A 22,824-nucleotide genomic window follows, 5' to 3' on the forward strand; every position below is an offset into this window, starting at 1 on the left:
GGCTCATGTAGCGTGGCTCAGGAGTGACCGCGCGCCTGGAATTGCCAGCCGCGGGTTTTTCGAGGAAGTGATGCAGCGCGCGACCCGGTAGCGGTCACGCCTGGGGAGCGACTAGGATCGTCGTCGGCCGCTCAGGCACCGCAGCGGGGCGGTGCAGCAAATATCCATTGCGCGATGCCGGTCAGGCGCGATGCCGGCATGGAGATGAAGCCCGCATTTCATGCGGACCTTGATTCGACACTTGTTCATGCGATACCCCCACCATGGATCCTGTCAAAAAGAATCTAGGTCGGCGCGCCGAAAGTCGTTGCCGCTTGTAAGCGGACGGCAACCGGTGGTCGATTGGTTGTCTTCGAAAACGAAGGTGCTAATTATGAGAGGCCATCTTCAGGAATGCAACTTTCTCACATACAAATTAACTGACGAGAACCTGACTACGCGCGCCAGAGCCAAAAAAAAACAGCGACCGCGGCGACACCGGCCGAAATCAGGGCGATCAGCGCCATTTCCGCATGGCCGCCATTGCTTTTTTGGGACGCCGCAGCGAAAGCGGGAGGGCGTTCATTGCCGTGTGGCGGGCTCGCGAAGGGGCTGTAGACGGCGGAGCCGGGGCGCTCCGGGTCACCGCTTCCTGTTGTGACCGCCGGATCGTCGGGAGAGGCCGTCACCACGGCCGCGTCGCTTGCGACTTCGCCGTCCGCAACGCCGCCATCCGGGTTCTCGTGCGCCGCAACGGCCGCCGACGTCGCTTCCGTCGCGATCGCCAGGTCGGCGCACATGACCTGCGTGGCCCAGGCCGCGACAAGCATGGCCTGAACGAAGGGCCGCTTGTCGAGCGCGCGACGAGGGCGCGATCCGGCGGCGAAGGGGCAATCGATCGGGGTCATGGGTCGCTGCCGTTCAGATCAGGCCCGTGTGAACGGCGAAGTTCACCGCCTGGGCGCGCGAATGCACATGCAGCTTCTTGTAGATGCTCTTGATGTGCACATTGACGGTCTGGCCGGTGATGCCGAGCTTGGCGCCGATCTCCGCCGAGACGTAACCCGAGGCCACGCAACGCAGGACCTCGCTCTCTCGCGGCGTCAGTGTCATGTCGCGCGATGGCGGCCTCGGCGGCGACGGCGCCTTGTCGGCGACCGGCTCGCGGGGGTGGTAGTCCAGGCGGTGCAGCAGGCGCCGCGTGAGTCGGGGCGTGATTGCGGCCCCGCCGTTCACCACGTGCAGCACGGCATCGGCGAAGCTCTGCAACCAGGCGTTCTTCAGGAGGTACCCCATGGCACCCAGTTCGAAGGCGCGCAGCACGTGGGCATCGTCCTCGAGCGAGGAGATCACGATGACCTCGCTGCTGCGGTGCAGGCGGCGTGCCTCGGTGATCAGCTCGAAGCCCATCTCGTCGCCCAGCTGCAGCTCGAGCATCAGCACGTCGAAGGTGTGCGTGGTCAGCAGCCGGCGTCCCTCGCGAACGCTGTCGGCCTGGCCTTCGAGCTGGATGCGCAGGTCCGACAGCAGCTCCTGGGCGATCACCCGGCGCATGTACTCGTCGTCGTCGACGAGCAGCACGCGCACCGGCGATTTTTCCTGGCCGATCAGGAAGTCCGGCCACAGCCTCGCGGCGGGCGCGCAGACGCCGACGGAGGCCTTCTCGCCAGAGCTGATGAGCCGGTGATCAAGCATGTGCCTGCCCCGGTTGGCGTGAGCGACGCAGGCCGGTCGTTGCGAGCGTGGGCGGGGAGACGCAAAGGTCGTCCGTCGAGCGCTCCGGGGCCACTTTCCCCATCGGCGGCAAAGCAGGTTGGGGTTTCATACATTTTCAATAGAAAAATGAAAGGCAAGTGCCGAATTGAATGTTTTCTGTGAGTTTTAATTGAAATTCAATTCAGCCCGAGGCTTGTGCAATCCTATGAACTTGACGGGACGATTGCGCGGGTCTTTTGCTCCTGTTTGTGGAAAGACATGAGTGTTTCAAAATGGAACTACCTGAACCATGACGTTCGATATACCTAATTTCTATGTTTTTGAGGCGGATCGTGAAAAACGACGCATTGTTCGCCAAGTGAGCAATGCTGGTTGAAAAGTGGAATGGGTTTATTTATGCGAGGAAATTTTGAAAATAATGAAATTAATCAAATATGAAATTCATTTCTGATTGGGTATTTGGTGTTTGGTGAAATAAAATACTCAAAAAACCAATTGAAACCGTGGAAATAATTTGATTATTGAAATCCCGATGATATTTGAATTGAATGAAATCTTCTATTAACCAAATTGCCTGCTATCCGATTTTTATTTTTGTGATCTATTCTCTCGTTTGATCATGATTTTTCAATTCGATTGAAATTCAATTTCTTTGAGGTGGCACGAAATACGGTGCCGAATCTTTTCCTCCTCTGCCACTCCGGTGCGCTCCCGCACGCCAGCTGATCGCAGCAGGCGGTGATCGGAAAAGCGGGGAAATGGCGGGGCCTGAAGGGGCATGCCGACGCTGAGCGACCCGCAGTGGGCGCCTCGAAGGACGGGGCGGGCAGGGCGCTGTCAGTGCGCCATCGCGTCGAGGTGGTGCTTGACGGCGTAGATGTACAGCTCGAGCCGGTTCGTCACGCCGAGCTTCTGGTAGATCGACGTGAGATGGTTGCGCAGCGTGTGCTCGGTGACGAAGGCCTGCCCGGCCAGGGTCTTGTTGGAGGCGCCGCTGCCGTGCACCACGGTGCGGACGATGTCGCGCTCCTTCTGGGTCAGGCTGGCCTGCCTGACGGACTCGGGGTCGGCTTTCGGCGGCTTCTTCACCGAGGTGAGTTCCGAGAGCACGCGGCCCATGGTCGGGGCGTCGACGCAGAGCTCGCCGTGGTGCACGCGCTCGATCGCGTCGAGCACCTGCTCGGCCGAGGCGTCCTTGCGCATCACGCCGCGCGCGCCGCGCAGCACCGCGAGGTCCAGGGTGCGCTGCTCGCGTTCGCCGGTCAGCACGACCACGCGCGAGACCTCGTTCGACAGCAGCTGCGGCAGGATGTCCAGGGCGCAATGGCCGTCAAGGTCGAGGTCGAGCACGATGACGTCGGGGGCCAGGCTCTGCGTGTGCGCCACGGCTTCTTCGCAGCAGCTGGCGGTGGCGACGACCTTCATGCGCGGCTGTTCGCCGTCGATCAGCCGGGACAGGCCCCACAGCATGGTCTGGTGATCGTCCACCAGCAGGACGCCGATGGGATGGGCTTCGGTTTGCATGAGGGGCTCCTCGGACTGTTGTCGTGCTTTTGGGGGCTCAGATGGGGATTTCGATCAGCACCTCGGTGCCGCCGCCCCGGCACCGGCTGACCTGCGCGCGGCCTCCGAGCGCCGCTGCGCGGTCGCTGAGGGAGCGTGGCCGGAAGGGCGCGAAGTTCTCTTCGTCGCCTTCGTTCTCGATGCGCAGGTGCAGGCAGCCATTGCGGCAGCCGATGCGCACGCTGCCGCGGCGGGCCTGCGTGTGCTTGCAGATGTTGTTCAGGCCTTCGCCCACCATCTGCAGGACCTCCGCGGTCATGCGGTCGTCAAGACGCACGTGGCCTTCGACGTTCACCGAAATCTCGATGCCGTAGAGCCCCTGGATGCGGGCGGCCTGGCTGTACAGCTGGTGCAGCACGAGGCCGCACGAACTTTCCGGGCCGGCCTTGACCGCGCCCGCGAAGCGCCGCAGGTCGGCGATCACGCCGCTCGCCACCTCGGCGAGCTTGTCCAGGTCCTCGAGCAGCGGGTTGTCCGCGGCGGCCTTCTTGCGCAGTGCGCACAGGCCCATGCGCAGCCCGATGTAGGGCTGCACGGCGGTGTCGTGCAGGTCCAGCGAGATCTTCAGGCGCTCGGTCGCGGCCGCTTCGGAGGCCATGCGGTCGAGCACTTCGATGGTCTCGATGACCGGGAAGATCTGTTCCATGAGGTGGGCGAGGAACAGCGCGTCGGACTTGCTGAAGTGGCCGTTGCGCGACGAGATGAACACGCGCCCCTCGCCCAGGCGCAGCGGCAGCGCGGCGCTGATGAACGCGCGGGCCTCGAGCATGGTAGCCACGGCGGCACTGCGCTTGGCGCCGTCGCGGCCCTCGGGGCGCCAGCCGATCGCGCCGGGGCCGTGCATGTGGCTGCGCGCAAAGAAGTGGTTCAGGGGCCAGGGCAGGCGGTTGCTCAGCACGGTGTGCGGATGCTCCAGCGCCATCAGCGGCGACTCGGCGATGCCTCCGAGCGTCTCGACGCCGACGTGCTCGCAGGTGTCGTCCTTGCGCAGCGTGCGCAGGGTCCAGTTGCCGGTGGCGGTGTCCCGCGTCATGAGGATGCAATGGCTGGCCTTGAAGAAGGCCAGCGTCTTTTCCATCGTGCGGGCGATGGTGCGGCCCGCGCCGAAGCGCGGGTTCGACAGCTGGCTGATGTCACCCAGCAGGGCCAGGCGCCGCTGCAGGATGAGCTTGGAGCCGCCCCAGTGCACGATCATGTGTCCCAGCGCCAGCAGGAAGGTCGTGCGCATCAGCAGCTGCGGCGCGTCGTCGCCCGTGCTCGAGCCGAGCCCGCAGGCGGCGAACGACGCGACCGAGACGATCGTCACGCGGGCGCCTTCCTCGAAGCCCCAGCGGAACGAGGAGGTCAGGATGGCGAAGAAATAGAACAGGAAGAAGAGGCTGTGCACGCCGCCCGTCACGAAGACGATCAGCGTGAACCACATCACGTCGGACCAGTGGACCGCCTTGCCCTGGACATGGCGCCAGCCGCCCTGCGTGCAGGCGTGCACCAGCACGCTGTGCAGGAGGTATCCGCAAAAGGCCAGCCAGACCGCGCTGGCCACCGGTTGCCGCGTGGGCCCCGCATCGACCGCCATGGCCAGCACCGCCGAGATCGACAGCACCAGCCGCATGCGGGCGGCCATGAGCGCATCCGTCGACAGGCTGCTGTCGAGGCTCGGGGCGGAGACGGGGGCGCGCATGGCAAGACATCCTTCGCATGAACTGTTTCATGCACGGCAGGGGCCGACGTTCGGTGGTAACAGCCTGGCGTTCATTTCTTCGGGCCAATAACGCGGTGTATGTGAAGGTTTCACATTACTTCTTTGGTACTCGAAATGAACCTTGTGGGCGATCTGTGACGTCTGTTGCGCTTGGTTTCAATTGTGTCGTGGGCAGGCTTTTTTCATCGCTGTACGAGGCGCTTTCGCTGGGCCGGGGGCTGCCGCACGGCAAACGGGTACCCGATTCATGGAGGTGTGGGGCAAGGGGGCGCGAGGGGCGATGTTCGTGCGCGCCGGACGCACCGATCCCGGCGCGCCAGGGCTGGCACGCCGGGCGTTCGACCCGAACCCGGATTCAGCCCCGCCGTGGCACCAGCGCCGTCCGTCCCAGGGGCGTGACCCGCAGGACGGTGGCCTGGCGCAGCTTCTGCCGGGCGCGGCAGATCGGGGGGAGGGTGGCTTCCACCATGCCAGCGGCTTCCAGGACCGCCACGGAGTTGATCTCCGACGGGTCCTCGGTGTGCAGGGGAAAGGTCGAGTTGCCGATCCTGCGCAGGTAATCGAGCGGCATCACGCTCCATTGGGGGCGTTCTTCATGCACCGAGGCGCCGTTGCCGCAGAGCGTGGCGATCTCCGCGTGCCCTTCCTCCGTGATGGCGAAGACCTGGGCGCTTTCGTACCGCTGGTAGCCGAAGTTGTCGACATGGAACTCGGCTTCGATGAGTCCGGTGGCGACCAGCACCGAGGCATGCCGGATGTCCGCGTCCGCCGTGAGCATGACCGGAAAACGCTTGTTCATGAGCCGAAGAAGAAGGACGAGCGGCATGCGGTACTCCTCGCAGTGTCAGCGGTGCCGGCTGGTCCGGCGACGAACAGGCGCCCGATGCGCAGCCCCGCACAGGGAGGCATCCGTCAGGCGTGGGCCTGCGATGCCAACGGGGAGCAACGGTCGCACTGAACTCGCGGGAACAGACACGGAAGCCACCAATGTAAGAAATGTGATTTTTTCACTTTAGTCCCTTTTTCGTACTTTCGCCACGGGTTTGGAGATAGATGGCCGAAGGTGCTATCCGGCCCGCGTGCGCGCAGGCCGACGCCCGCCGCGGTGCGGCGCGTCGAACTGGAACTGGATGTGTGTGAAAGCCCGGCTTCGCCTGCGGCCAGAAGGGGCGGGCGATGCGACCGGGCGGCGGGGCGCTGCGCTGCCGCTTCAGGTCAGGGGTTGAATGTCACCCGCTGCGCGATGAGAACGCCGTCGACCACCCGGTCTCCCACGACGGTCACGCGCTGGCCGTTGGCCAGGTTCGCGGCGGTACCGTTCTCGAAGGTGGTACCCGGTCCGCTGGCGTCCACCGGCTGGCCCTGCACCCGGAAATAGGCCGAAGACTGGTAGCCGCCGATGGCGCCGATGAGCGTGAACGAGGCCGGCCCGCCCGTGCCCGGCACATGGCGGATGCGCAGCTTCTTGACGACCAGCACCCCGCCGGACATGAAGCCGTCGACCTCGACCTTCACGCCGTTGCCGAGCGAACCGACGGGGCCGCCCGTGATCTGCGCATTGGTGGCGTCCACCGGCGTGCCCAGCACCTTGAAGGCGCCGCGCGAGACGAAATCAGTGATGTCCCCCGCGAGTTGCAGTGCGATGCCGTTGCCCGTCGGTATCGCGTACCAGCCCGCCACCTTGGTTGCCGTGAACGCGTTGCCGACCGGCGCGGCCGTGCCGCGGGCGCGCACGATGACACCGTTGGCCAGCGACGAGGCGTCGATGCCCGCGAAGCTGGCGCCGCCATAGCTGACCGTCAGCTGGCCGAGCGTGAAGGTCTGGTTCATCACATTGAGGTTCTGGATGGCGCCCGTCACCAGCGGGGCGGTCAGCGTGGGTGCGGTCTGCACGCGGGTGGCGCGCAGCGTGCCCGGCGCACCGGGCAGGCCCCACACCTGGACGAGGCTGCCGTCGGCCACATTGGCAAGCCCGTTCGCGTCGGCCCAGACCGTGGCCGCATCGATGCTCACGCTGATGCCCATGACGACGAAGCTGCCGGCGCCCACGTCGATGCGCGAGACGGCGCCGCGCAGTTCGGCGCCCGAGACGACCTGCGTCGCGATGCCGCGGGTGAAGTCGGGGTCGACCTTGCCGGCGACCCGCGCGCTCATGCCGATCTGGAGTTCGGTGGCGTCCTCGACGGTGATGGTGGCCGTGTCCGTGGTGTAGCGCAGGCCGTTCAGGATGATGCTGCCCAGGCCGTCCGCGGAGCCGATGCCGGCGGCGTCCGCAGTCACGCCGGTGCCGCCCGAGCCGACACCGGAGCCGTCGGTGTTGCCGTTGCTGGCGGTGTCGCCGGAGCCGCCCGTGCCGGCGTTGCCCGAGCCGGACCCGGTCCCATCCCCGCCTGTGCCCGTGCCCGCGCCGCCGGGGCTGTCACCGCCGATCGCAGTGCCGGTGCCCAGGCCCAGGTTCCCGGTCGAGGCACCACCGCCGCCTCCGCAGGACATCAACAGGGCCATGAGGCCGGCGCAGAACAGGCCCAGCAGGAGGCGGCGGGGTGTTTGGATCGTGCTCATGAGGGGCGCTCGCTTTCAGAGGACGCGGGCGGGGGCGGCGTGCCCTCGTCCTCGTAGTACGTGTAGATGCCGACACGGATTCGTCCATTGGCGCGGGCCGGCGCGCGGCTGACCGCCTGCGCCATTTCCTGCGCGAGCTCGTGGTGCAGGGCGGACCAGCGGTCGCGCACCAGGCGGTGGATCTGTTCGCAATCGTTCAGCGACAGCCCGCGCGCGTACACCGCGCGTTCGAGCATGCGGGGCTGCTCGCCCAGCGTGTTGGCGACGGCCGCCAGCAGGTGGTCCCGGCCGTTGTCGCCCAGGAAGGCCAGCATCGATTGCAGGTCCTGCACGGGCACGAAACCGTCGGCGGTGAGCTCGGCCATGCCCTCGTTTTCAGTCACCATGTTCAACCGGATCAGCTCGTCGAGGATGGTGCGGTGGTGCACGTTGCCGCGGCTGCTCAGGCGGGCGACCGCCTCGAACGAGGGCGCCGTGTGGCCCGAGGTGACGGGCAGGCGCCGGAACGAAGCGTCTTCGGTCAGCATCTGCAGCCACAGCGTGAAGGTCTTGGCTGCGGCCGACAGTTCGGTGTGGGGCAGGGGGTCGACGGTGGAGCGGACCTTGGCGGTCACGGCCTTGCGGTTCAGGCCGGTGGTGACGGACAACTGGCTCAGGTTGGGCTTGGGAACGCCCTGGCTGCGCCAGGAGTGCTGCGCCTCCTCGATCAGCAGGTCACGCAGCAACTCCTCCAGGTGGGGGTGCTTGACCCCCATCGCGAGGGCGAGCTTCACCACGGGTCGAAGGATGCGTGAGCAGGCCGCCAGGGCCCATTCCAGCCGTTGTTCCATGACGCGACGTGTGTAGTCCTGAAAGTGCAATGCCGACAGGATCGGAGGCGGCGCCCCGACCACCATCAACGCCCCATTGTCCTGCGCACCGCGCTGCAGTGAAAGCTTTGGACTGCGGTTTGACGGCCAGTGAGCCAAAGTTTCATGTTCGGGCGCGGGGCGACCGTCCGGCCGGTGCTGCCAAGGCCGATCGGCCGACGGGATGGCCAGGTTGCCTATGTCGCCCTGCAGCGTGCCCGCCGCAGGGCGCGCGCGGCCCGGACGACACCCAGGGTCGGCCCTTTCCCACATGCGGGCCCCGCGCCGGAGGCGACAAAGACATCTCTGTTTCTTTGCATGTCTCAAGGAGCCGAGATGGCCAATGCAAACCCCCGAAAGAACGACGCGGCCGGCACGACCGCCGTCACGCACCGCACGGTGCAGATCGATGGCGTCGAGGTCTTCTATCGCGCGGCCGGTCCGGTGGGTGCCCCGGTGCTGTTGTTGCTGCACGGCTATCCGTGTTCTTCGTTCCAGTACCGCGCGCTGATGCCGGCGCTGGCGGACCGCTGGCGCGTGGTGGCGCCCGATTTCCCGGGCTTCGGCTACAGCGGCACGCCCGAGGAGAACTTCGTGTTCGATTTCGATGGCTACGCGTACTTCCTCGACCGCTTCACCGCCGCGCTCGCGCTGCGCCGCTACGCGCTGTACCTGCACGACTACGGTTCGCAGATCGGCCTGCGCCATGCGATGCGGCGGGCCGGGCGGGTGACGGCGCTGATCGTCCAGAACGGCGACATCTACGAAGACACGCTGGGGCCGAAGTACGCGGCGATCCGGGCGTACTGGAACGACCCGAGCGAGGCCCATCTCGCGGTGCTGGAGCGCGCCGTGAGCGAAGAAGGCTTTCGCGACGAATTCATCGGAGAGGTGTCGTCGCGCGTGGCCCCGCGGCTCGCGCCCGATCTCTGGCGCCTTCACTGGCCGTTGATGGACACGCCCGCGCGGCGCGGCATTGCGCTCGGTCTCATGAAGGGCCTGAAGGACAACCTGCGGTGGTTCCCGCGCTACCAGGACTACCTGCGCACGTACCGCCCGCCCACGCTGATCCTGTGGGGTCCGCAGGACGGCTACATGCCGATCGAGGCCGGCCGTGCCTACCTGCGGGACCTGCCCGACGCCCAGTTCCACGCGTTCGACGACGGGGGCCACTGGCTGCTCGAGACGCACTTGGCCGAGGTGCTGCCGCCGCTGCGCGATTTCCTGGGGCGGCACCTGCCGGTGCCGGCGTTTGCATCCACCCGGACGATCGAAGGCGTGCCGCTATGAGCGTCGCCACCATCGCGCGCATCTGGCGCGGCCGCGTCACGCGGGGCCGCGCCGATGCCTACGAACGCTACCTGCTGGCGGAAGGCATTCCGCCGCTGCGCAAGACGGCGCTCGCGGTGCAGCTGTTTCGCGAAGACCGCGCCACCGAGACCGAGTTCGTCACGACCTCCTACTGGCCCGACGTGGCCGCGATGAGCGCGTTCACCGGCGGCGACCCGAATGGGGTGCACCATCTGCCGCGCGATGCGGAGTTCCTGATCGAACTGCCCGAGAGCGTCGAGGTGCTGCGCATCGTCGTCGACACGTGGACCTGAAGCGTCAGGCTGCCTCGAGGCCCGTCGGAAAGTGCACGCCCGCGCGCTGCGCGGCCTGCACGATGTGCTGCGTCATCGCCTGCTGCGCCAGCGCCGGGTTGCCTTGCGCGAGCGCCTCGATGATCGCCATGTGCTCGTCGTAGGTGGCATGGCGCGCACCGCGCTTGTAGAAGGGCAGGCGCTGGCTCTCCTGCATCACCTCGGCGCTGTTGCGCAAGATCTCGGCGATGGCCTGGTTGCCTGCGATGCCGATGATCTGCATGTGGAAGTCGAAGTCGAGCTGCGTGGCCTGCGTGAAGTCGCCGGCGTCGATGCACTCGCGCATGGCTTGCGCGTTGGCGCGCAGCGCCGCCAGGTCGTCCGCTTCGATGACCAGGCAGGCCAGCCGCGCGGTGAAGTTCTCGACCGCGAAGCGCAGCTGGTACACGTCCTGCAGCGAATGCGAGGTGGCGAACTTCCAGGCCGGGGAGGCGGCCGGCGCCTGTTGTCCGCCGTCTTCGGCCACGTACATGCCCTTGCCGGGGCGCGGAATGACCAGGCCCGTGCCCTGCAGCGTCGACAGCGCCTCGCGCAGCGAGGTGCGGCTGATGCCGAGCTGCTCGGCCAGGTCGCGCTGCGAAGGCAGCAGCCCGCCGGCCGCGTAGGTGCCGTCCGCGATCCGCTGCTGGATCAGGCGGGCGGCGGTGGCGGCGACGGCGGGGGAGGCGAGCATGGGCGGTTTTCGGTGCGAAGTGCGGCAGTGGCGGGAGCTGGAAATCTTACTGTGGCCGCACCCCGGGCCTTCCCTACTTGTTGACCAGCTTGGCCGGCACCGTCCAGGTGAGGAAGGCGCCGAACAGCAGCACGCCGGCCAGCACGAACAGGGCGATGTCGGTGCTTTTCGTCGCGTCCTTGATCAGGCCGATCATGTACGGGCTCACGAAGCCCGCCAGGTTGGCGAAGGAGTTGATGAGCGCAATGCCCGCCGCCGCGCCCGCGCTCGACAGGATGGCAGTCGGCAGGCTCCAGAACAGCGGCGACGTCGCCAGGCTGCCACCCGCGGCCAGGGCCAATGCGGCCAGCGAGAGGTACACGTTGTTGCTGAAGATCGCGCTCAGCGTCAGGCCCAGCGCGCCGCAGCAGAAGGGCACGATCAGGTGCCAGCGGCGTTCGCGCATGCGGTCGGAGCTGCGGCTCACCAGCAGCATCGAGACGATGGCCACGGCAAAGGGAATGGCCGTGAGCAGGCCGATGTTCAGCGCGCCCGACACGCCCGACTGGCGCACCAGCGTGGGCAGCCAGAAGGTCAGGCCGTACTGGCCCATCACCGTGCAAAAGCAGATCAGCGCCATCTTCACGATGCGGCGGTCGGCGAACAGCGCGCGCAGCGTCATGTGGCTGGTGCCGCCCTTGGTGGCGTTCTCGGCGGCGATGTTGCGTGCGAGCACGGCCTTTTCTTCGGCCGTCAGCCAGCGTGCGCCCTGGATGCTGTTGTCGAGGTACACGATGACGAGCAGGCCGATCACCAGCGAGGGCAGCGCCTCGATGAGAAACAGCCACTGCCAGCCGCGCAGCCCGCCCATGCCGTGCATGGCGTCCATGATCAGGCCCGACAGTGGTCCGCCCAGCACGCCCGACACCGGAATCGCGCACATGAACACCGCCACCATCTTGGCGCGGCGGTGCGAGGGAAACCAGTAGGTGAGGTACAGGATCATCCCCGGGTAGAAGCCGGCCTCGGCCGCCCCGAGCAGGAAGCGCAGCACGTAGAACTGCGTGGGCGTGGTCACGAACATCATCGCGGCCGAGATCAGGCTCCACGTGATCATGATGCGCGAGATGGTGGCCTTGGCGCCGATGCGGTGCATCAGCAGATTGCTCGGCACCTCGAAGAAGAAGTAGCCGATGAAGAACAGCCCCGCGCCCAGCCCGTACATGGCTTCGCTGAACTGCAGGTCGCTGAGCATGTTCAGCTTGGCGAAGCCGACGTTCACGCGGTCCAGGTAGGCGGCCACGTAGCAGAGCGTCAGGAACGGCATGAGTCGCCATGCCACTTTCTTGTAGAGCGCGTTCTCCGCTGCAGCAGAGGTGGTGGCCGGCTGCAGCGGCGCATGAAGGGTGGTGGTTGACATGGCGGTCCTCGAAGGCGTCGATGGGTGGATTAACTGGTATTACCGGTATGATTTAACGCGACCGAGACCTTAAGGCCTCATGCGCCATTGGACACTAGCGATTTCCCTGACGCCGGGAGATTGACTGAGTGGATGTATCGCAAGGATACTGGTAATACCAGTTGGACCAAAAGCCGAGGAGTTTCTGTTGACGATTGCCAGCCCCACTTTCCTGCCCCCGGCGCCGGGCACGCCCGCGACGCTTGCGCTCGTTGCGCAGCCGCTGACGCGCGAGGCGTTCGCCGCGTTCGGCGACGTCATCGAGAGCGCGCACGCCCGGGCGATGCCGATCAACGCGGGCATGACCACGCGCTTTCACGACCTGGCGCGCGTGGACCCGGGCCCCGGCGACAGCCGCGTGCTGGTGAACATCTTCGAGACGCAGCCCTACGCGATGCCGCTGCAGGTGGGCATGCTGGAGCGCCACCCGCTGGGCAGCCAGGCCTTCGTGCCGATGGACGGCAGCCGATTTCTCGTGGTGGTGGCGCCGGCGGGCGACACGGTGCGCGTGGAAGACATCCGCGCCTTCGTCACCGACGGGCGGCAGGGCGTGAACTACGCGCGCGGCGTCTGGCACCACCCGCTGGTGGTCACGCAGCAGCCGGCCAGCTTCGTGGTGATCGACCGCGGCGGGGCCGGGCCGAACTGCGACGAGATTCTGGTGCCGCCGGCGTGCGTGGTGCGCGTCAGCCTAGCGGGCTGAGCGCGCGCCATCCCTGCGGCCATCGCCCGGCGGCTGCGCCAGCGTCGCAGGCACCGCGACGCCGACTTGCGGTCATTGGCGAAAGAGGCCTACACCGCCGGGAGCGCCCCGGTGAAACCTTCGGGCCATGGGTGAACGCCATGCGCAATCCAACGAAATCGATGTTTGCCGGAAGCCTCGCCATCGGGGTCCTGGGTGTCGCGGCGCTCGTTGCCGGGCCGGCTGCCGCGCAGTCGGCCGACAAGCCGCCGCCACCGCCGGTCAAGCCGCAAGCGCAACCTGGCCCCGACCCCGAGCTCCTCGTGAAGCCGCCGCCCCATGGCCATCCGCGGCTGGTGAAGCCCGCGCCGCCCGACCGCGACCCCGGCATGGTGAAAAAGCCACCGGCGGACGCGAAGCCGGCCGGCGAGGACAAGCCCCGCGCGGACGACCCTGGCGCGCCCTCGCGCCAGGACGACTGCCGGGGCACCGCCGAGGACTGCAGGCAGAACTCCCCGCGCTGACGTTTCGAACGGAAGGACACGCCTCGCCATGAAATGGTCGAGTCGCCGGGCTACCTGCGCAAGACCTGCGACCGCGAGAGCGGGTTGGCGCTCATCGACATCGACGCCTGAGCGGTGCGGCCGGGCGTCAGCCCTGCGTGATGCGGCGGGTGGTGCGGTGGCTCACTGGCACTGGAACAGCACGCCGGATTCGGCGGGTGCCTTGCCGAGCCACTTCGGGTCCTGTCCCTTGGCGCTGCAGTAGTCCGAGGCCTGGGTGTAGGTCATGGCACGCAGCACACCGTCGCGGAAGGGAACGATCTGGTTGGGCGGCGTCGAGCAGCCGGCAATGACCAAAGCCAGGGGAAACAGTGTGATGCGCCAGTTCATCGGGCCATTCTAAAGAGGTCGTGCAAGCGCATGAGCCTGCGGCCAGGGCAGGGCGGGTCGGCCCGCGCCGGCTTCTTTTTGCGAGGGCACGGGGCTATAGTCTGCGAGCACTGCTGCAGCCCCTTCCGATCCCCAAAGGACGTTCGTGCCGGACTCTCTGACTTCCACGCTCACCAGTTACTACGATGCGGTGCCCTACGACTCGCACCCGTTTCCCCAGTCCGCCGTGGAGCACTTGGAAGCCCTGGCCTTCCTGTTCGGACTCGAGGCGCCGCCGCCGCAGAAGGCGCGCGTGCTCGAGCTGGGCTGCGCCGCCGGCGGCAACCTGATTCCGTTCGCGGCGCGCCATCCGCAAGCCCAAGCGGTCGGGGTCGACCTGTCGCGCGTGCAGGTGGCGCAGGGCGCCGCGGCGCTCGACCAGGCGGGGCTGTCGAACATCGAGCTCAAGGCCTTCAACATCGCCGACATCGACGCCTCGTTCGGCCTGTTCGACTACATCGTCTGCCACGGCGTCTACAGCTGGGTGCCGGGGCCGGTGCAGGACGCCATCCTGCGCGTGTGCGCCGAGAACCTGGCGCCCAATGGCGTGGTGTACGTGAGCTACAACGTGTACCCCGGCTGGAAGGCGCGCGAGATCGTGCGCGACGCGATGATTCTGCGCGGTGGCCCGCGCGACACGCCCGAAGAAAAGCTCTCGTACGCGCGCGGCATGCTCGAGTTCCTCGAACAGTCGGCCCGGCCCGACAGCGTGCTGCGCAAGACGCTCGAAGAGACGATGCCGATCGTGCGCAACTCCGGCAACTACTACCTGCTGCACGAGTTCCTCGAGCCCTGCAACGAGCCCTGCTATTTCAAGGAGTTCGTCGCCCGTGCCGAGGCGCGCGGGCTGGCCTACCTGTGCGACGCCGAGCCCTCGACCATGTTCGTGCAGAACTACGGCGAGAAGGTGCGCGACCCGCTGCTGCGCGAGTGCGGCGGCAGCCAGGTGATGATGGAGCAGTACCTCGACTTCCTGGTCAACCGCACCTTCCGCCAGACGCTGCTGGTGAAGCAGGGCAACGCCGCGAACATCCGCTACCGCCTCGAGGTGCCCCGCCTGCGCGCGCTGGAATTCGCCGGCGTCTTCCGCGTCGATGGCGGTGATGCGCTCACCATCGACACCCGCGAGCAGCCTTGCACCGCGCTGCGCGACCTGAAGGTCACGTTGCGGTTGCCGGCGCACAAGGCGGTGGCGCAAGCGCTCGACGCGAGCTATCCGTGTTCGATGTCGACCGAGGCGCTGCTGGCCGCGGTGGTGACGCTCACCGGCGAGCCGCGCGCAGCCGTCGAGCCCATCGTGCTCGCCATGCTCGAGGAACTGCTGATCCTCGGCGCGCTGCGCATCCGGCGCACGCCGGTGCCGGCGGCTTCTGCCGTGTCCGCGTTGCCGCAGGCGCTGGCGCCGGTGCGGCGCGCGCTGGCCGGCGTGCCCGCGTCGCAGGCGACGGCCGTGCTCTGCAACCAGTGGCACGAGCCGGTGTCGCTCACGGTGCTCGAACGCAGCCTGTTGCCGCTGCTCGACGGGGCGCACACGCATGAGGCGCTGGCCGCCTTCCTGCTCGACGAGGTGCGCGCCGAACGCCTGCGCTTCCTGAAGGAGGACCAGCCGCTGACCGATCCGTCGGCGCTGCACGCCTTCGCGCAGGAGCAGGTGGCGCAGGCGCTGCAAAGCCTGCGGCGCAAGGCGCTGCTCACGGCCTGACGGACCCACGTTCCATTCACCCCTCCCTCATTCTTCATCCAACGCACAGAGGAGACTTTTCCATGCAGCACTTCAAGTGGACCCCCACCCTGCGCGCTGCCGTCGCGGCCGCGCTCACCCTGGCGGCGGCCGGCGGCTCGCAGGCCGCGTCGCAGGCGCCGGTGGCGGCCGAACACGGCATGGTCGTGAGCGCGCAGCACCTGGCCAGCAAGGTCGGCGTCGATGTGCTCAAGCGCGGCGGCAACGCGGTCGATGCGGCCGTGGCCGTGGGTTATGCGCTGGCGGTGGTGTACCCGGCGGCGGGCAACCTGGGCGGCGGCGGCTTCATGACCGTGCAGCTGGCCGACGGCCGCAAGACCTTCCTGGACTTCCGCGAGAAGGCACCGCTGGCCGCCACGGCCAACATGTACCTCGACAAAGACGGCAACGTCGTCAAGGGCCTGAGCACCCACGGCCACCTCGCCGTGGGCGTGCCGGGCTCGGTGTCGGGCATGGAGTACGCGCGCGAGAAGTACGGCACCATGAAGCGCGCCGACCTCATCGCCCCCTCGGTCCAGCTGGCCGACAAGGGCTTCGCGCTGGAGCAGGGCGACATCGACATGCTGCTCACCGCCACCAACGACTTCAAGAAAGACCCGGTCTCCGGCGCCATCTTCCTGAACAAGGGCGAGCCCTTCGCGGTCGGCCAGAAGCTGGTGCAGAAAGACCTCGCCAAGACACTGAAGGAAATCAGCGCCAAGGGCACCGACGGCTTCTACAAGGGCTGGGTCGGCAAGGCCATCGTGGCGTCGAGCCAGGCCGGCAAGGGCATCATCACGCAGGCCGACCTCGACCAGTACAAGACGCGCGAGCTCGCGCCGGTCGAGTGCGACTACCGCGGCTACCGCGTGGTGTCGGCGCCGCCTCCGAGTTCGGGCGGCGTGATCATCTGCGAGATGCTCAACATCCTGGAGGGCTATCCGCTCAAGGATCTGGGCTTCCGTTCGGCGGAGTCGGTGCACTACCAGATCGAAGCCATGCGCCACGCCTACGTGGACCGCAACAGCTACCTGGGCGACCCCGACTTCGTGAAGAACCCGCTCGATCGCCTGCTCGACAAGGGCTACGCCGCCAAGATCCGCGCCGCCATCGACCCCAAGAAGGCCGGCGTCTCCAAGGACATCAAGCCCGGCGTGGCGCCGCATGAAGGCAGCAACACCACCCACTACTCGATCACCGACAAGTGGGGCAATGCGGTCTCGGTCACCTACACGCTGAACGACTGGTTCGGCGCCAAGGTCACGGCCGACAAGACCGGCGTGCTGCTGAACAACGAGATGGACGACTTCACCTCCAAGATCGGCGTGCCCAACATGTACGGCCTGGTGCAGGGCGAGGCCAACGCCATCGCCCCGGGCAAGCGCCCGCTGAGCTCGATGAGCCCGACCATCGTGTCGAAAGACGGCAAGCCGGTGTTCGTGGTCGGCACGCCCGGCGGCAGCCGCATCATCACGGCCGTGCTGCACACCATCCTGAACGTGGTCGACTACGGCATGAACGTGCAGGAAGCTGTCGATGCACCGCGCTTCCACCAGCAATGGCTGCCCGACGTGACCAACGTCGAGACCTTCGCGATCAGCCCCGACACCCGCAAGATCCTGACCGACATGGGCCACAACCTGGGCGTGCCGCAGCCGGCCAACCACCTGGCGGCGATCATCGTCGGCGCGCCCTCGCTGGGCGGCAAGCCGGTGGGCGCCAACCGCTTCTACGGCGCCAACGATCCGCGCCGCAACACGGGCCTGGCGGCAGGCTACTGAACCTGCGGCACACTTGAAGGCGGTCGTGCCCCTGTCGGCACGGCCGCTTTTTTCATTTCTCATGCACCTGCAAGACATCCTCTATACCCAGGGCTTCGGCACCCGCCGCGTGTGCGCGGGCCTGGTCCAGCAAGGCCACGTGAGCATCGCCGGCGCGGCCGTGACCGACCCCTTCGCCGACCTCGACCCCGAAGGCCTGCTGTTCACCGTGCAGGGCACCGAGTGGGCCTGCCACGAGAAGGCCTACCTGATGCTGCACAAGCCGGCCGGCACGGAGTGCTCGCAGAAGCCCTCGACCTACCCGAGCATCTACACGCTGCTGCCGTCGCCGCTGCGCCTGCGCCCCAACAAAGGCGCGGTGCAAGGCGTGCAGGCCATCGGCCGGCTCGACCAGGACACGACCGGCCTGCTGCTGCTGACCGACGACGGCCAGTTCATCCACAAGATGGGCTCGCCCAAGCACCATGTGCCCAAGGTCTACGAGGTGACGGCCAAGCACCCGATCGACGAGGCGCAGATCGCCAAATTGCTGGCCGGCGTGGTGCTCGACGACGATCCGAAGCCCGTGCGCGCGGCCGCCTGCGAGTCCGACAGCCCACTGCACCTGCGGCTCACGCTCACCGAAGGCAAGTACCACCAGGTCAAGCGCATGCTGGCCGCGGTCGGCAATCGGGTCGAGGGCCTGCATCGCTCGCGCATCGGCGGCCTGGCGCTGCCGGACGACCTGGCGCCGGGGCAATGGCGCTGGCTCACGGCCGAGCAGGTGGCCCAGCTGCGCGCGCCCGTGCCCCGGGCCGCTTGACATAGGTCAAGGCGCCGGGCGCAACAGCGGGTGAGGGCGCGCCGGCGGTCAGCTGTTTGTCGGGTTCGACCGTTAAGATTGTTAACCCTCTCCCGGAACCTTCCCTTGCGACTCCCTGCCCGCCCGAACGGCCGCATCGCGGCCTTCCTGCTGTCCTGCCTGTGCCTGACAGCCCTGGTGACCCTCCCCGCCGCGGCGGCGCCGCCGGCCCCTCCACCGGTTTTTGTGCTCAATTCGCTGGACGCCAGCGTGAGCGTGATCAACCCGGTCGACTGGACCGAGAAGCAGCGCATTCCCACCGGCAAGGAGCCGCACCACATCTACATGACGCCCGACGAGAAGTCGGTCATCGTGGCCAATTCGGCGGGCGATTCGCTCACCTTCCTGGACCCGCGCACGGCCGAGGTGCAGCGCGTGGTGTACGGCATCATCGATCCGTACCAGCTGCAGTTCTCGCGCGACATGAAGTGGTTCGTCACGGCGGCCAACCGCCTGAACCACGTCGACGTGTACCGCTGGGACGGCAAAGACCTGAAGCTGGTCAAGCGCATCGCCACCGGCAAGACGCCCAGCCACATCTGGATCGACAACACCAGCACCGTGGCCTACGTCACCATGCAGGACAGCGACGAGCTGATCGCGGTCGACCTGCCGACGCAGACCATCCGCTGGCGCATGGCCACCGGCGCCATGCCGGCCGACATCTTCGGCGCCCACAACGACAAGACGCTGCTCGTGGGCCTCACCGGCAGCGACGGCGTGCAGGTGTTCGACGTGGCCGGCGCCCAGCCCAAGCTGGTCGGCAAGATCCCCACCGGCAAGGGCGCCCACGCCTTCCGCTCGGCCGGCGACGGCAAGACCGTGTTCGTGAGCAACCGGGTGGCCAACACCATCAGCCGCATCGACCTGACCACGCTGAAGGTCGTCGCCAACTACGCCGTGCCCGGCGGCCCCGACTGCATGGACGTGTCGGCCGACGGCAAGACGCTGTACGTGACCTCGCGCTGGGCCAAGAAGCTCACGGTGGTCGATCTCGCGAGCCAGAAGGTCGTGCGGCAGATCAACGTCGGCCGCTCGCCGCACGGCGTCTGGACCCTCGACCATGCCAAGCGCATCTGAGCGCGTGCGCGGCTTGCGCACCGCCGGGGTGGCCTTCGCCGTCGCGGCGCTGGCCTGCGCCACCGTGCCGGCGGCCGGGGCCCAGGAAGCCGCCGCCTGCGACAAGCCGGTCTACCTGACGCTGGACACCGGCCACATGGGCATCGCCCCGCTGGTGGCCGACGTGCTCAAGCGCCAGGACGTGCGCGTCACCTTCTTCGCCGCCGCCGAGCGCACCCAGACCGACGGCGACAGCCTGGACGACCACTGGGCGCCGTGGTGGAAGGCGAGGGCGGCCGAAGGCCACGAGTTCGGCTCGCACACCTACGACCACGCCTACTGGCGCGGCGACGTCAAGGGCACGCCGCCCAGCTTTCGCATCAAGCCGTCGGCCGGCCCGCAGACCGGCAAGGAGTCGGTCTGGAGCGCGGCCCAGTACTGCGCCGACATCCGCAAGTCGTCCGACCGGCTGGCCGCCATCACCGGCAAGAAGCCGCTGCCGCTGTACCGCGCGCCGGGCGGCAAGACCTCGCCCGCTTTATTGGCGGCCGCCAGGGACTGCGGCTACGCGCACGTGGGCTGGTCGCCCGCCGGCTTCCTGGGCGACGAGCTGCCCAGCGAGGCCTTCAGCAATCAGAAGCTGCTGGCCCAGGCGCTGGCAGGCATCCGCCCCGGCGACATCCTGCTGGCGCACCTGGGCATCTGGTCGCGCAAGGACCCGTGGGCGCCCGCCAACCTCGAGCCGCTGATCGTCGGCCTGAAGGCCAAGGGCTTCTGCTTTCGCACCCTGCGCCAGCATCCGGACTACCGCGCCTGGATCGCCTCCCATCCTTGATTCCTGAGTTTTCGCCGTGATCGACTGGTTGACCGACGTTTTTTCCGCCATGCAGGGCTGGCTCTTCGAGACCGCCGTGCAGCCGCTGGTGTACGCCATCGGCCTGGGCGGCTGGGCCGAGGACGCCTTCGACGCCACCGGCTGGCTGCTGGTCGGCGTGATCCAGATCCTCGTGCTGCTGGCCGTCATCGGCCCGCTGCAGCGCTGGCGCGCGGTCGAGCCCATGACCGACCGCCGCGCCATCCGCACCGACGTGCTCTACACGCTGATCCACCGGCTGGGCCTGTTCCGGCTGGCGCTGTTCTTCACGCTGCAGCCCCTGTTCGACGACCTGCTCGGCAGCCTGCGCATGGCGGGGTGGGGCACCTTCCACCTGGACGAGGCCTGGCCCGGCGTGACCGACGTGCCGTGGGTGGCTTTTGCCATCTACCTCGTGGTGCTCGACTTCGTCGGCTACTGGATCCACCGCGGCCAGCACCAGTTCAACTGGTGGTGGAGCCTGCATTCGCTGCACCACTCGCAACGCCAGATGACGATGTGGAGCGACGACCGCAACCACCTGCTGGACGATGTCATCCACGACACGCTCATCGTCATCGTGGCGCAGCTGATCGGCGTGGCGCCGGGCCAGTTCATCGCCGTCGTGGCCTTCACCCAGCTCAGCGAGAGCCTGCAGCACGCCAACCTGCGGCTGAGCTTCGGGGCCATCGGCGAGCGGCTGTGGGTCAGCCCGCGCTTTCACCGGCTGCACCACAGCATCGGGCTGGGCCACGAGTCGCACGGCCGGAGCACGCTCGGCGGCCACAACTTCGGCGTGCTGCTGCCCTGGTGGGACATGCTCTTTCGCACCGCCAACTTCGAGAACCGCTACGACCCGACCGGCATCCGCGACCAGGTCGAGCCCGGCGCCGACGGTCGGCCGCGCGACTACGGCCAGGGCTTCTGGTCGCAGCAGTGGCTGGGGCTGAAGCGGCTGTTCGGCCGCGCCTGATCCACCCGCAGGCCCGGCGGCTGGCGGGCCGGGGCCTTGCGCTATCCTCGAACCTCATGCGCCTGCTCCTCGACTCCTTCTGGCGCGCGGTGGCCTATTGCATGCTCCCGCGCGTGATCGTGCTGTCGCTCCTGCCATTGGCGCTCATGGTGCTGCTGGCCGCAGGGCTCGGCTACTTCTACTGGGACGCGGCTGTCGCCTGGACGCGCGAGGCCCTCGACGCCTGGCCGCTGCTGTCCAGCTTCTGGGCCTGGATCGGGCGCCTGTTCTCCAGTGACGTCACGGCCGCGCTGGCGCCGCTGGTGGTGGTGTTCGGCGTCACGCCGCTGATCGTCGTGCTGTCGCTGCTCATCGTGGCCGGCTTCATGGCGCCGGCGCTCACCAAGCTCGTGGCCGAACGGCGCTTTCCCACGCTGGAGCAGAAGAAGGGCGCCTCCTTCTTCGGCAGCGTGCTGCGCTCGCTCGGCGCCACCGTGCTGGCGCTGATCGCTCTGGTGGTGTCGATGCCGTTGTGGCTCATTCCGCCGCTGGTGCTGATCCTGCCGCCGCTGATCTGGGGCTGGCTGACCTACCGGGTGATGAGCTTCGACGCGCTGGCCGAGCACGCCAGCCCCGAGGAACGCGCCGCGCTGCTGCGCGCCCACCGGTTGCCACTGCTGTGCATCGGCGTGCTGTGCGGCTACCTGGGCGCCGCGCCGAGCATCGTCTGGGCCTCGGGCCTGCTGTTCGCCGCCGCCTTCTTCGTGCTGGTGCCGATCGCCATCTGGATCTACACGCTGGTCTTTGCTTTCTCCGCGCTCTGGTTCGCGCACTACTGCCTCGACGCCCTGACCCAGCTGCGCGCCCAGCGCGCGGCGCAGCAGCCCGCGGCCGGCAGCGGCGACGCGCAGCAGACGCTCGAGGCGGCCGAAGCCACCGAGGCCAACAAGGCCGCTCTTTCTCAATGGAGTTCTCCATGACACGCGCATTCGGTCTCATCGTCGTCGGCGACGAGATCCTTTCCGGCAAGCGGGCCGACAAGCACATGGCCAAGGTCATCGAGCTGCTGGCCGCGCGCGGCCTCCAGCTGGGCTGGGCCGAGTACGTGGGCGACGAGCCCACGCGGATCACCGCGGCCCTGATGCGCGCCTTCGCCTCGGGCGACATCGTGTTCTCGACCGGCGGCATCGGCGCCACGCCCGACGACCACACCCGCCAGTGCGCCGCCCAGGCCCTGCGCGTGCCGCTGGCGCTGCACCCCGAGGCCGAGGCGCTGATCCGCGAGCGCATGCAGGACACGGCCCTGGAGCAGGGCGTGCCCTACGAACCCGACCGGCCCGACAACATCCACCGCCTGAACATGGGCGTGTTTCCGCAGGGCGCGTCGATCATCCGCAACCCGTACAACAAGATCCCGGGGTTCAGCGTCGAGCACGTGCATTTCGTGCCGGGCTTTCCGGTCATGGCCTGGCCCATGATCGAGTCGGTGCTCGACAGCCGGTATGCCGATCTGTTCACCCGCAACGCCATTGCCGAGAAGTCCGTGATCGTTTTCGGTGCGATGGAAGCCACCCTCACGCCCCTGATGCAGGCCATCGAGCAGGCCCACGCCGGCATCAAGGTGTTCAGCCTCCCCAGCGTGGATCACCCGCAGTACGGGCGCCACATCGAGCTGGGCGTCAAGGGCGACCCCGCGAAGCTCGATGCCGCCTATGGCCAGCTCATCGAAGGTCTGCACACTTTCGATGCGAAGCTTGGCCCTGAATTGGTGCGTTAATCTGCATTGCACCAATTTGGTGATTTTTTCCTTTTCCGGCAGCCCCTGGGCCGTCACCCGGGCCTCATCCGGCGGGGTGACAATGGCACAGAAACTGCATCCT

General features: G+C 67.5%; 22 protein-coding genes. 12 read left to right on the forward strand and 10 right to left on the reverse strand.

What is annotated here, in order from left to right:
* Window positions 1-434: 434 nt before the first annotated feature.
* The 7 genes from AC1RL8_RS08480 to AC1RL8_RS08510 form a co-directional block, all read right to left on the reverse strand.
* Window positions 435-887, reverse strand: coding sequence for a hypothetical protein (locus AC1RL8_RS08480; protein ID WP_492685033.1), 453 nt, complete (start codon window positions 885-887; stop codon window positions 435-437).
* Between the two features lie 13 nt (window positions 888-900).
* Window positions 901-1,674, reverse strand: coding sequence for a LuxR C-terminal-related transcriptional regulator (locus AC1RL8_RS08485; RefSeq protein ID WP_095744458.1), 774 nt, complete (start codon window positions 1,672-1,674; stop codon window positions 901-903).
* Window positions 1,675-2,532: 858 nt separating this feature from the next.
* Window positions 2,533-3,219: a response regulator gene (locus tag AC1RL8_RS08490; protein WP_095950012.1), complete on the reverse strand. Its 687-nt coding sequence runs from the start codon at window positions 3,217-3,219 to the stop codon at window positions 2,533-2,535.
* A gap of 37 nt (window positions 3,220-3,256) precedes the next feature.
* Window positions 3,257-4,939, reverse strand: coding sequence for a sensor histidine kinase (locus tag AC1RL8_RS08495; protein ID WP_492685034.1), 1,683 nt, complete (start codon window positions 4,937-4,939; stop codon window positions 3,257-3,259).
* Between the two features lie 376 nt (window positions 4,940-5,315).
* Window positions 5,316-5,786 (reverse strand): hypothetical protein, encoded by a 471-nt coding sequence (locus AC1RL8_RS08500; protein ID WP_083259040.1) that lies wholly within the window; start codon window positions 5,784-5,786, stop codon window positions 5,316-5,318.
* Between the two features lie 389 nt (window positions 5,787-6,175).
* On the reverse strand, window positions 6,176-7,522 hold the full coding sequence (locus AC1RL8_RS08505; protein WP_492685035.1) for a DUF5666 domain-containing protein: 1,347 nt from the start codon (window positions 7,520-7,522) through the stop codon (window positions 6,176-6,178).
* Complete coding sequence (locus AC1RL8_RS08510; protein ID WP_139703591.1) at window positions 7,519-8,352, reverse strand: DUF6502 family protein; 834 nt, start codon at window positions 8,350-8,352, stop codon at window positions 7,519-7,521. Before AC1RL8_RS08510 ends, AC1RL8_RS08505 begins: the two co-directional genes overlap by 4 nt.
* Window positions 8,353-8,706: 354 nt before the next feature.
* Between AC1RL8_RS08510 and AC1RL8_RS08515 the strand changes: the two genes are divergently transcribed.
* Entirely contained in the window at window positions 8,707-9,660 is a 954-nt protein-coding gene (locus AC1RL8_RS08515; RefSeq protein ID WP_492685036.1) for an alpha/beta fold hydrolase, read from the forward strand.
* Window positions 9,657-9,974: a hypothetical protein gene (locus tag AC1RL8_RS08520; protein WP_492685037.1), complete on the forward strand. Its 318-nt coding sequence runs from the start codon at window positions 9,657-9,659 to the stop codon at window positions 9,972-9,974. Before AC1RL8_RS08515 ends, AC1RL8_RS08520 begins: the two co-directional genes overlap by 4 nt.
* A gap of 4 nt (window positions 9,975-9,978) precedes the next feature.
* Here the strand turns inward: AC1RL8_RS08520 and AC1RL8_RS08525 are convergent, their stop codons facing one another.
* Together AC1RL8_RS08525 and AC1RL8_RS08530 are read right to left on the reverse strand one after the other, a co-directional pair.
* On the reverse strand, window positions 9,979-10,686 hold the full coding sequence (locus AC1RL8_RS08525; RefSeq protein ID WP_095744462.1) for a FadR/GntR family transcriptional regulator: 708 nt from the start codon (window positions 10,684-10,686) through the stop codon (window positions 9,979-9,981).
* Between the two features lie 73 nt (window positions 10,687-10,759).
* Complete coding sequence (locus AC1RL8_RS08530) at window positions 10,760-12,085, reverse strand: MFS transporter (RefSeq protein WP_492685038.1); 1,326 nt, start codon at window positions 12,083-12,085, stop codon at window positions 10,760-10,762.
* A gap of 184 nt (window positions 12,086-12,269) precedes the next feature.
* On the opposite strand from AC1RL8_RS08530, the gene AC1RL8_RS08535 reads away from it, so the two are divergent.
* Complete coding sequence (locus tag AC1RL8_RS08535) at window positions 12,270-12,827, forward strand: ureidoglycolate lyase (protein ID WP_492685698.1); 558 nt, start codon at window positions 12,270-12,272, stop codon at window positions 12,825-12,827.
* 131 nt (window positions 12,828-12,958) lie between these two features.
* Complete coding sequence (locus tag AC1RL8_RS08540) at window positions 12,959-13,330, forward strand: hypothetical protein (protein WP_492685039.1); 372 nt, start codon at window positions 12,959-12,961, stop codon at window positions 13,328-13,330.
* 162 nt (window positions 13,331-13,492) lie between these two features.
* Here AC1RL8_RS08540 and AC1RL8_RS08545 read toward each other — a convergent pair whose 3' ends face one another.
* Complete coding sequence (locus AC1RL8_RS08545) at window positions 13,493-13,699, reverse strand: hypothetical protein (protein ID WP_159277736.1); 207 nt, start codon at window positions 13,697-13,699, stop codon at window positions 13,493-13,495.
* 145 nt (window positions 13,700-13,844) lie between these two features.
* Between AC1RL8_RS08545 and AC1RL8_RS08550 the strand changes: the two genes are divergently transcribed.
* The 8 genes from AC1RL8_RS08550 to AC1RL8_RS08585 all read left to right on the forward strand — a co-directional run bounded on the left by AC1RL8_RS08550 (window position 13,845) and on the right by AC1RL8_RS08585 (window position 22,721).
* Window positions 13,845-15,440: a class I SAM-dependent methyltransferase gene (locus AC1RL8_RS08550; protein ID WP_492685040.1), complete on the forward strand. Its 1,596-nt coding sequence runs from the start codon at window positions 13,845-13,847 to the stop codon at window positions 15,438-15,440.
* 62 nt (window positions 15,441-15,502) lie between these two features.
* Window positions 15,503-17,239 carry a gamma-glutamyltransferase gene (gene ggt, locus AC1RL8_RS08555; protein WP_095950003.1) on the forward strand — a complete coding sequence of 579 codons (1,737 nt, stop codon included), beginning with the start codon at window positions 15,503-15,505 and terminating at the stop codon, window positions 17,237-17,239.
* 61 nt (window positions 17,240-17,300) lie between these two features.
* Window positions 17,301-18,041: a pseudouridine synthase gene (locus AC1RL8_RS08560; RefSeq protein ID WP_307694364.1), complete on the forward strand. Its 741-nt coding sequence runs from the start codon at window positions 17,301-17,303 to the stop codon at window positions 18,039-18,041.
* 105 nt (window positions 18,042-18,146) lie between these two features.
* Entirely contained in the window at window positions 18,147-19,160 is a 1,014-nt protein-coding gene (locus AC1RL8_RS08565; RefSeq protein WP_492685041.1) for a YncE family protein, read from the forward strand.
* Window positions 19,144-19,974: a polysaccharide deacetylase family protein gene (locus tag AC1RL8_RS08570; RefSeq protein WP_307694362.1), complete on the forward strand. Its 831-nt coding sequence runs from the start codon at window positions 19,144-19,146 to the stop codon at window positions 19,972-19,974. Before AC1RL8_RS08565 ends, AC1RL8_RS08570 begins: the two co-directional genes overlap by 17 nt.
* Window positions 19,975-19,990: 16 nt before the next feature.
* Window positions 19,991-20,965, forward strand: coding sequence for a sterol desaturase family protein (locus AC1RL8_RS08575; RefSeq protein ID WP_492685042.1), 975 nt, complete (start codon window positions 19,991-19,993; stop codon window positions 20,963-20,965).
* A 56-nt stretch (window positions 20,966-21,021) separates the two neighbouring features.
* The gene (locus AC1RL8_RS08580) at window positions 21,022-21,924 is read left to right on the forward strand and encodes an EI24 domain-containing protein (RefSeq protein WP_139703609.1); all 903 of its coding nucleotides are present in this window, start codon (window positions 21,022-21,024) and stop codon (window positions 21,922-21,924) included.
* Entirely contained in the window at window positions 21,921-22,721 is an 801-nt protein-coding gene (locus tag AC1RL8_RS08585; RefSeq protein WP_167394999.1) for a competence/damage-inducible protein A, read from the forward strand. Before AC1RL8_RS08580 ends, AC1RL8_RS08585 begins: the two co-directional genes overlap by 4 nt.
* Window positions 22,722-22,824 lie beyond the last annotated feature (103 nt).

This window comes from Variovorax sp. GW822-FHT04E09 (assembly GCF_058800845.1).